Raw genomic sequence first — 6,404 nt, 5'->3', positions numbered from 1 at the left:
GTTGGTCGCGCCAGCCCCAGAACGTTTTCAGCAAATGATGTTGGCGGCAAAGACATTTCAGGTTCGACGGATGCGTCGCCCCACCCTCGGCGTACGGGATCGTATGGTCGATGTCGCAGTCGACTGCCGGGCGCTCACACCCCGGCGCCCGGCAGGTCAGGTCCCGGCACCGCACGAAGTCGGCCAGCTTGGCCGAGGGGATGTAGCGCGGCTCGGCCTCGAGGGGGGCGCCCAGCGGCACCAGCTTGGCCGTGCCGGCCAGTTCGGCCACCAGCTCGGCGGTTATCAGCCCGTCCGCGGACACCTCCGAAGCCGGAGCCGAGCCGCGGCCCCGGATGCCGGCCTCCTCGGCGATCACGTGAATGACGACAGGCGTTGCGGCAGGGCGCTTTCCGGCCGCGCAATCGGGCCGCCCGCAACGGCAGCCCAGCCGGTCCGCCGAGGCCGCCAACGCCCCGAGCGCGTCGGCGCGCCGCTGGTCGCGAGTGCGCGGGTCGTGTTCACACACCGTGGCCGCCAGGGCATCCAACCGCCTGTCCAGGGCGTGGGCATCCGGGCTGAACAGGCTGCCCCGGAATTCGGACATCCCGCCCTCGAGATCCTCGATCCGGACTTCGCGCTCGTCCTGACACTGGCGCCGGCGGCGCACCGCATCCGCATCGACCCTGGCCACGATCTTGTCGACCTCGCCGGCCAGCCGGCCCCTGGTCATCGACGGCCACCGCGCCGCGCGCACGGCGAGCTCGGCGTCCACGGCGGCCAACACCGCCGGGTCGGTGATCAGATCGGTGCGGTACACGATCGTCTGAAACAGCCCGTAGCTGATGTCGCCGGTGCGAAACACCGCCGCCACGTGCGGCACCCGCTCACGCATGGCCAACGCGTACCGCATGAAACTGCCCGCCATCGCCAGGCTGATCCGTAGGGCCGCGGCCACTTCGGCCCCCACCGCCGCCCAGGTGTCCACCGCCCAATCCGACTCCTCGCCGCGCTGGGCGCGGCGCAGTTCGAACAACTCCCCGACCGCATCCAACCGGCCGGCGACCGCTTGCGCCTCCAGCCGCCAGGACGCCGACATCTGGTCCACCAGCGCGCGGGACCGCTCGCACCGCGGGGGCTCCCAATAGTCGTGTAGCCGGCCATCGAACATGTGTTCGAGTATAGCGCGCCCCGCCGACAAGTTACGGCATCCGGGTCCGATGCCGTTTGTCGTGCGGCGGCACGCCGTTGACGCCGCCGATGGATTCCGCGTAACTGCCCACGGCGTAGGCGGCGCCGGAACCCATGATGGCCAACGCGTCCCGGTTGATGTTGTCGACGGTTTCGCGCGGGCCCTGATAGTTCGGGTCGAAGGGGGCGCCGGCCTGGCCGCCCCACAGGCGGGCCTGAACGGTCGTCTTCTGCTGTGACGCCCCGCCCGTCAGGCCCCCGATCGGCACGCCCGCGACCATGAAGGGGTGGTAGTCGGCGAGGGTGCTCAGCGGCATGTCCGCGGGCCGCTTCCCCGCCAGATTGAGATAGCCGCCCAGGGTGCGCTCGATGCCGGCCGACCCGTCGGGGACGTCCGCGTAGGTCACCCCGGGGGCGGGCGGACCGGACTGGTCGCCGTCATCGGTGAAGAAGCCGGCGTTGGGCGAACCCAGCGTGGTGAAGTTCAGGTACATCGCGATGTCGTTGAGCTGATCGCTGTCCATGCCGAACACGTAGTCCATGACGCCGTTCAGCCCGTCCTCGTCGGCGCCCCAGAACGCGAAGCGCACCGCGTTGTTCACCGGCGCCAGTGGGCCGAGTTGCAGCGCCGTCTCCAGCACCGCGGCCACCCCGGTGCCGTCGTCGTTGATGCCCGGGCCGCCGCGCGGGCTGTCGAGATGTGCGCCGACCACGATCACTTCGTGCGGTGAACCGGTCTTGGTCTGCGCCAACACGTTTCGCGAGGTGATCTTGATGTTCTGGGCGTCCAGCACCAGGCGGATGGGCGCGCCTGCGCCGCCCAGTGCGGCCGCGGCCGCGGGATTGGCCACCGCGACGGGCACGGTCAGTTGCTTGAAGTAGCCGGGGTTGAACAACGTGGCCGGGGCGCCCTGGCCGGCGGGCGCGCTGAGCACGATCAGCGCGGCCGCGCCCTTGGCCACCGCGCTGTTCTGCTTGTCCACCACCGAACAACGCGCGTCGTCGACGACGGCGATCGAACCCTTGGGCAGCGCGGTGGGGTAATCCGCGGCCGCGCAGCCCGACGGTTGGCTGGGCCGCACCACGGGACCGGTCAGGCCGCCGGGCGGTGTCTGGACCAACAGCGAGGCCTGGTCGACGGCGTAGCTGCGGCCGGCGACCGTCATCGCCGGCCGGCCCGGGGACACGTTGTACAGCCGGTCGAACTGTGGCGTCAAAACCTCGAAACCCCTGTCCCGCAAGGCCTTAACCACGTAGTCGACGCTGGCGTCGTAACCCGGCGTGCCGTCCGCCCGATTCCCCTTGTTGGCGTTGGCGATGTTCTGCAGCGCGCGCAGGTGGGTGAACATCGCGTCGGAGGTCACCTTTGCGGCCAGGCCTCGACCCAGATCCGGTGCGGCACCGGGAGATCCGGGCCGTGTCGACGAGCAGCCCGCCAGCAGCCCGGCGGCCAGCAGCAGCGTCGCGCCCAGCCGGCCGATCATGATTTGGTTAGCACGTGACGCGTGCGGTCCTCGACCGTCGGCACTCCGTTGTGGCCGCCGAGATCCTGGGCGTACAGGCCCACCGCATACGCGACGCCGCCGCCGTTGATGCCCAGCGCGGTCCGGTCGATGTGATCGAGGGTGTCGGTCCTCTGGTGATAGTTGGGGTCGAATGGCTGATCGGCCGTCCCACCCCACAACTTGGCTTGCTCCGCAGACATTTTCACCTCGGCGCCGGAGAACAGGCCGCCGGCGGGGATGCCCGCGAGGGTGAACCCGTCGTAGTCGGAGCGGCCGTCGAACGAGGTGTCCTGCGCGGTCTTCCCGGCGGATTTCAGGTAGGCGACCAGGGTGCGTTCGATGCCGGCCGAACCCTCCGGCACCACCGGCTGGCCGCGAACATCCGCCGGCAGCGACTGGTCACCGTCGTAGGTGAAGTAGCCCGGGTTCGGCGACGCGAGCATGTCGAAGTTCAGATACAGGGCAATGTTTTTGAGCGCGGCCAAGTCCAGCGACTCGACGTAGTTGCGCGATCCGATCAGGCCGAGCTCCTCGGCACCCCAGAAGCCGAACCGCACCGCGTTGCGCACCGGTGGCGAACTTCCCAGCCGCAGCGCGGTTTCCAACACCGCGGCCACGCCCGAGCCGTTGTCGTTGATGCCAGGGCCGTCCGGCACGCTGTCCAAATGCGCGCCCGCCATCACGACGTTGCTCGTCGAACCCGTCTTCGTCTGGGCGATCACGTTGCGGGCCTTGAAGCTTTGGACGCTGGCGTTCAGCTTGATGGTGGCCGGGCCCGGCTGCGCGCGCAGTTGCACGCCGACGGACTTGGTCACGCTCACCACCGGGATCTTGACTTCTGTGTCCGGCCCCAGGGTGCCGCCCATCTGCTGCTCGTCGACGTTGTCGGCGACGATCATCGCGACCGCCCCGCGCTGGGCCGCGGCCTCCTCCTTCTGCGCGAAGGGGCAGTTGCCGCGGTCCACCAACACCACGGCCCCCCGCACCGGGAGGTTGCCGTAATCGGAGGCCGCACAGGCGGGGCCGGTGCCGACGGGTAGCAGCGGTCCGCTCACCCCTTCCGGCGGGGTGCCAAGACTGAAGTCGAGCGCGTGGGCCTCCACCGGCTTGTTGCCGACGGTCACCTCGGGCTTGTCCCCGTGAAACACCCGCGCCGAGAATTCCGGCGTTCGCACGTCGAAACCGCTGCCTCGCAACGCGTTTACGACGTAATCGACGCTGGCCTCGTAACCGGGGGTGCCCACGGCCCGGGTGCCGTTGTTGGCGTTGGCGATGTCCTGGAGCTTCGTCAGGTGCCCCATCATCGCGTCGGTCGTGACTTTGTCGTGCAACGCGCCGGCGAACTCCGCCGCGGCGGGGTTGCCGCCCGGCGGCGACGCGGACCGATGGAAGCAGCCGGCCGAGAACGCGGCCAGCGCTACCACGAGGAGCGCCGCCGGCATCACCGAGAATTTCTTCATCGCGCCCCAGGTTAATCCGCGGCCCGAGCGGCCGGGATCAGGACACGGCGGTATCAGACGTAGAGCGCGTTGAATGGGGCAAAGGGGATGTTGCGCACCACAAACCACGCCACGACCAACGTCATGGTCACCGCCGCGGCCCAGCGGCCGTGCTGCCAGCTCCGCACCCTTCTGCCCGCCAGCCGTCCATAGGTCCAGGCGAGGTATGCCCACACCAGGAGTACGACAGCCGCCAGGCCCAACGCGTTGAACCTGGCGGCCGCCATTACGTTGCCGTGCATCAGGGAATACAGCATGCGCAGGCTGCCGCACCCCGGACAGTCGATCCCCAACAGCGCCTTGGTGGGACACACCGGCAGCGGACCGTGGGGGGTTGTCGGGTCACCCGCCCAGATGGCGGCGCACATCAGGGTCGCGGATGCGGCCACCACCAGCGGCGCACCCAAACCCGATGGCACCGACCCTTGGCGGGTCACCATGGTCGCTGCCTTAGAACATCGCGGCGAGCGCCGCGTTGGTGTTCGTGTTCAGCGCGCCGACCGCCATCAAGATGCCGTAGATGATGCCGACGACGACACCGACGACCGCCGACCAGATCACCCATTTCTTGGCGCTGTCGGCAGACGCCTGCGCCTCGGCGTAGCGGCCCTGCGCCCAGAGCCCGTTGACCTGGCTGGACTTGACAATTGCCACGATCCCGAACGGGAGGCAGCAGAACAGGGTCACCAGGATGGACCACACCAAATAGTTATTCGGCGCTTGCCCGGCGGGCTGCTGCGGCGGGTAACCAGGCGGCGGAGGGGGCGGTGCCGGCGGCTGTGTCATGGATTCTCCAGTCCCGAGATGTTAGCTGGCGTAAAGCGGTGCTAACCATACCCGAGCACAGTCGCGGCGGCACTAGCAATTTGAAAATCCCTTCCGCCCCGGCCGGGGTGCGGCGCGAGGGCCTCGCCGGCGGCTAGCCTGCGGAAAGCGATCAGAAAAGCGAAAAGAACTGACTGCCAGCACCTTTCAAAACAGCTGGCTAACGGCCCGTTGCACCGCGGCGTCGGGAACGATGCCCAGACAGACAATTGCCAGCGGAATGTGTTGCTTTGTCAGGACATAGCCCTACGATCCCTAGTTAGTGACAATCGCTAAGGAGTCGGAGGATGTCCCATCTCAGCAACGCGCTGCGGTCCGCCACAGCCGCCGCGCTCGTGGGCGTTTCCGGCTTAGCGGGAAGCGCCACCGCGACCGCGGATCCCGCGAATACCGGTAGCTCGTCGGACATCAACACACTCGCGGCGTCGCTGTCAAAGGGCTACGGGCTGAACAACTGCACCGCCCAGAGCATCACCACCGGCGAACTGGCGTCGCTGACTTGCGGACAGAGCCCCGACCCGAGCGGACCGGTCCAGGCCAAGTACATCCTGTTCAACAACGGTGAGAATCTGGTCGGCTCGTTCAAGGCAAGCATCAAGGACGACGTGCTGGGCACCTGCGGGGACAGCGGCCAGTCACCCACCAGCTGGCACCAGGGCAGCAACAGCGGCAATGCCGGCCAGGTGGCGTGCGGGACGTATCAGAACGCCGCCGAGATCATCTGGACCACGGACTCCAAGAACATCTTGAGCTACATCCGCGGGCCCAACACCGACGCCGCGGCGCTATATCAGTGGTGGCGAGCCAACGGCTGAGGGTCACCTTGGGGGGTAAGGGATTTCGCACCATCCAACCAACAACCGCAGGGAGTCAACGAAAATGTCACATCTCATCACCACGCTGCGAGTCGTGTCGACCGCGGCTCTCACCGGCAGTCTGGCTTTGGCGGGTAGCGGCACAGCGCTGGCGGAACCCAACACCGGCAGCGCCGCCGACATGAACACGCTGGCCGCCAACCTGTCGAAGGGCTACGGCCTCAACAACTGCAAGCCGCAGGAGTTGACCGAATCCGGCGAACTGGCCGAGCTGCTGTGCGGGCAAAGCCCCGACCCCAGCGGACCCGGCTCCGGCGTTTACGCCCTCTTCTCCAACGGCACGAACCTGGGCGCGGCGTTCAGTTCCACCATCAAGGACGTCTCGCTGGCCGCCTGCGGGGACGCCGGGCAGTCACCGGGCACCTGGAAGCAGAACGGCCAGACGGGCGGCCAGATCGCGTGCGGCACCTACAAGAACTACGCGACGCTGACCTGGACCACCGACGCAAAGAATGTGTTGGGCCATCTGACGGCGGCCAACTCCGACGTCAACGCCCTCTACCAGTGGTGGCGCACCAACGGCTGACCCG

The 6,404-nt window shown here is 68.2% G+C and carries 7 protein-coding genes; 2 read left to right on the top strand and 5 right to left on the bottom strand.

Features of this window, described 5'->3' with window-relative positions; translation table 11 throughout:
* From WU80_RS16510 to WU80_RS16490, 5 genes are all read right to left on the bottom strand, one after another.
* The coding region (locus WU80_RS16510; protein WP_055403843.1) for an HNH endonuclease signature motif containing protein at positions 1-1,150 on the bottom strand (1,150 nt) is incomplete at its 3' end.
* 31 nt (positions 1,151-1,181) lie between these two features.
* The gene (locus tag WU80_RS16505; protein ID WP_055403842.1) at positions 1,182-2,654 is read right to left on the bottom strand and encodes a M28 family peptidase; all 1,473 of its coding nucleotides are present in this window, start codon (positions 2,652-2,654) and stop codon (positions 1,182-1,184) included.
* Positions 2,651-4,135, bottom strand: a complete 1,485-nt coding sequence (locus WU80_RS16500; RefSeq protein WP_055403841.1) for a M28 family metallopeptidase — start codon at positions 4,133-4,135, stop codon at positions 2,651-2,653. Before WU80_RS16500 ends, WU80_RS16505 begins: the two co-directional genes overlap by 4 nt.
* Before the next feature lie 53 nt (positions 4,136-4,188).
* A complete protein-coding gene (locus WU80_RS16495; RefSeq protein WP_055403840.1) occupies positions 4,189-4,614 on the bottom strand; it encodes a DUF2752 domain-containing protein in 426 nt (141 codons plus the stop codon).
* A 10-nt stretch (positions 4,615-4,624) separates the two neighbouring features.
* Complete coding sequence (locus WU80_RS16490) at positions 4,625-4,960, bottom strand: CD225/dispanin family protein (RefSeq protein ID WP_055403839.1); 336 nt, start codon at positions 4,958-4,960, stop codon at positions 4,625-4,627.
* Between the two features lie 326 nt (positions 4,961-5,286).
* On the opposite strand from WU80_RS16490, the gene WU80_RS16485 reads away from it, so the two are divergent.
* A complete protein-coding gene (locus tag WU80_RS16485; RefSeq protein WP_055403838.1) occupies positions 5,287-5,814 on the top strand; it encodes a hypothetical protein in 528 nt (175 codons plus the stop codon).
* 64 nt (positions 5,815-5,878) lie between these two features.
* Positions 5,879-6,400 carry a hypothetical protein gene (locus WU80_RS16480; protein WP_055403837.1) on the top strand — a complete coding sequence of 174 codons (522 nt, stop codon included), beginning with the start codon at positions 5,879-5,881 and terminating at the stop codon, positions 6,398-6,400.
* The last annotated feature ends 4 nt before the right edge of the window (positions 6,401-6,404 follow it).

The sequence above is a fragment of the Mycobacterium sp. UM_11 genome (assembly GCF_001414075.1).
Classification (GTDB): domain Bacteria; phylum Actinomycetota; class Actinomycetes; order Mycobacteriales; family Mycobacteriaceae; genus Mycobacterium.
This window is presented reverse-complemented; position numbering and strand designations above follow the sequence as displayed.